At 78.4% G+C, this 2393-nt stretch carries 3 protein-coding genes; all 3 read left to right on the top strand.

Translation table 11 applies throughout. The annotated features are described in order from the left end of the window. Positions 1–84 precede the first annotated feature (84 nt). The 3 genes from deoC to HLB09_RS15770 are packed head-to-tail and all read left to right on the top strand — an operon-like array spanning position 85 to position 2338. Positions 85–759, top strand: coding sequence for a deoxyribose-phosphate aldolase (gene deoC, locus HLB09_RS15780; protein ID WP_171204268.1), 675 nt, complete (start codon positions 85–87; stop codon positions 757–759). Then, positions 756–1859 (top strand): adenosine deaminase, encoded by a 1104-nt coding sequence (locus HLB09_RS15775; protein WP_322790224.1) that lies wholly within the window; start codon positions 756–758, stop codon positions 1857–1859. The genes deoC and HLB09_RS15775 overlap by 4 nt, the downstream gene beginning before the upstream one ends. Positions 1860–1891: 32 nt before the next feature. Beyond that, positions 1892–2338: a DUF1772 domain-containing protein gene (locus HLB09_RS15770; RefSeq protein ID WP_171204267.1), complete on the top strand. Its 447-nt coding sequence runs from the start codon at positions 1892–1894 to the stop codon at positions 2336–2338. Positions 2339–2393: the final 55 nt, after the last annotated feature.

Here is a 2393-nt window from a genome sequence, read left to right as displayed (position 1 = left end):
GGGCGGGGGGCCGGCGCGCACGGGCAGCCGGAGGGCCGGCGCACGGGGCGGCGGCCGTCGGGGGCGGCTGCCAGGATGCGGGGCATGACAGCCGACACGAGCCGCCCGACGCGCGCGCAGGTCGCCGCGATGGTCGACCACACCCTCCTCAAGCCCGAGGCGACGCCGGCGGACGTCGCCGCGCTCGTCGCCGAGGCTCGCTCGCTCGGCGTCCTCGCGGTGTGCGTGTCGCCGTCGACGCTCCCGCTGGAGGACACCGGCGACCTCGTCGTCGCCACGGTCTGCGGCTTCCCCTCGGGCAAGCACGCCAGCGAGGTCAAGGCGGCCGAGGCGGCGCGCGCCGTCGCCGACGGCGCCGACGAGGTCGACATGGTCATCGACGTCGGCGCCGCCCGGGCCGGGCTGTGGGACGCCGTCCGCGACGACGTCGCGGCCGTCCGCGCCGCGGTGCCCGCGCCGGGGGTCCTCAAGGTCATCATCGAGTCGGCGGCGCTCGAGGACGACGCCGTCGTGGCCGCCTGCCGCGCGGCCGAGGCGGCTGGCGCCGACTTCGTCAAGACGTCCACCGGCTTCCACCCCAGCGGCGGGGCCACCGAGCACGCCGTCCGGCTCATGGCCGAGACGGTCGGCGGGCGCCTCGGCGTCAAGGCGAGCGGCGGCATCCGCACGGCGGAGCAGGCGGCGGCCATGGTCGCCGCAGGCGCCACGCGGCTGGGGCTCTCCTCCTCCGCCGCGGTGCTCGAGGGGACCGAGGCGTGAGCGGCGTCGACCAGGCGGTGCTGCGGGCGATCCCGTCGCTGCCGAAGGTGCTGCTGCACGACCACCTCGACGGCGGCCTGCGCCCGCAGACCCTCCTCGACCTCGCGGACGAGGTGGGCCACGAGCTGCCCGCGAGCACGGCCGACGCCCTCGGCCGCTGGTTCGAGGAGGCGGCGAGCTCGGGGACCCTGGTGCGCTACCTCGAGACCTTCGACCACACGACGGCGGTCATGCAGACGGCGGACGCGCTGCGCCGCGTCGCCCGCGAGAGCGCGCTCGACCTCGCCGCCGACGGCGTCGTCTACGCCGAGCAGCGCTACGCGCCCGAGCAGCACCTCGCCGGCGGGCTGACCCTGGACGAGGTCGTCGTCGCGGTGCAGGAGGGCTTCGCCGAGGGCGAGCGCGAGGCGGCCGAGCGCGGCACGCCCATCCGCACCGGCACGCTGCTGACGGCCATGCGCCACGCCGACCGGGGCGTCGAGATCGCCGAGCTCACGCTGCGCCACCTCGGGTCCGCCGCCGGTGGTTCGGTCGTCGGCTTCGACATCGCCGGCGCCGAGGACGGCTTCCCGCCGGAGCGCCACCGCGAGGCCTTCCAGCTGCTGCACGACGCCGGCGTCCCCGTCACGGTCCACGCCGGGGAGGCCGCGGGCCTGGCCTCGATCCACGGCGCGGTCCACGCCTGCTCGGCGCAGAGGATCGGCCACGGCGTGCGCCTGCTCGAGGACGTCGAGCGCGCCGGGACGCCGGACGCGCACCTCGGCCCCCTGGCCGCGTGGGTCCGCGACCGCCGCATCCCCCTCGAGCTCTGCCCGAGCTCGAACCTCCAGACGGGGGTGGGGGCGTCGATCGCGGAGCACGGCATCACCGCCCTGCGCGACCTCGGCGTCGTCGTCACCGTCAACACCGACAACCGGCTGCAGTCGGCGACGTCGGTGTCGCGGGAGATGGAGCTCCTCGTGCGCGAGGCGGGGTGGACCCTCGACGACCTGGAGGCGGCCACCGTCGCCGCGGCGCGGGCGGCCTTCCTGCCGCACCCCGTGCGGGAGGTCCTCGTCGACGAGGTCGTGCGCCCGGGCTTCGCCGCGGCGCGCGGCTGACCGGCCGCGGCCCAGGGCGGGGCGGGCGACGCGTGGACGGGACCGTCGCCGCGACGGCGGTGCACCTCGCCGCCGCCGCGGCGTACACCGGCTTCCAGTGGACGGTGCGCGTCGTCGTCTACCCCCAGCTCGCCACGGCCGCGGGGGCGGCCGGGGGCGCCGAGGCCTTCCCGGCGCTGGAGGCCTCGCACGGCCGGCGGGTGTCCCGGCTCGTCGGGCCGCTGTTCCTCGCGCTCGTCGCGTCGTCCGCCTGGCTCGTCGTCGCGACGGCGGGCTCGCCCGACGCGCTGACGGCGCTGGGCGCGGCCGCGTGCACGGCCGTCGTGCTCGGGGTGACCGCCCTCGGCGCCGTCCCGGAGCACCGCCGGCTGGGGCGGGCGTGGGACCCGGCCGCCCACCGGCGCCTCGTGCGCTGGGACGACGTCCGGGTCGCCGCGGCGACGGCGCAGCTCGTGCTGGCGCTCGTCCTCGTGTCCTGACGAGGCACCGGGCGGCGGGCGGTCAGGCGGCGGTGCACGGCCGGGGGGCCGGGGG

The sequence above is a fragment of the Pseudokineococcus marinus genome (assembly GCF_013004605.1).
GTDB lineage: Bacteria > Actinomycetota > Actinomycetes > Actinomycetales > Quadrisphaeraceae > Pseudokineococcus > Pseudokineococcus marinus.
The sequence above is the reverse complement of the archived record's forward strand: the minus strand, read 5'-3'. Positions and strand labels throughout refer to the sequence as shown.

Excerpts from the sequence above, each read along its gene's own strand:
- deoC (WP_171204268.1), top strand. The coding sequence starts at position 85 with ATGACAGCCGACACGAGCCGCCCGACGCGCGCGCAGGTCGCCGCGATG.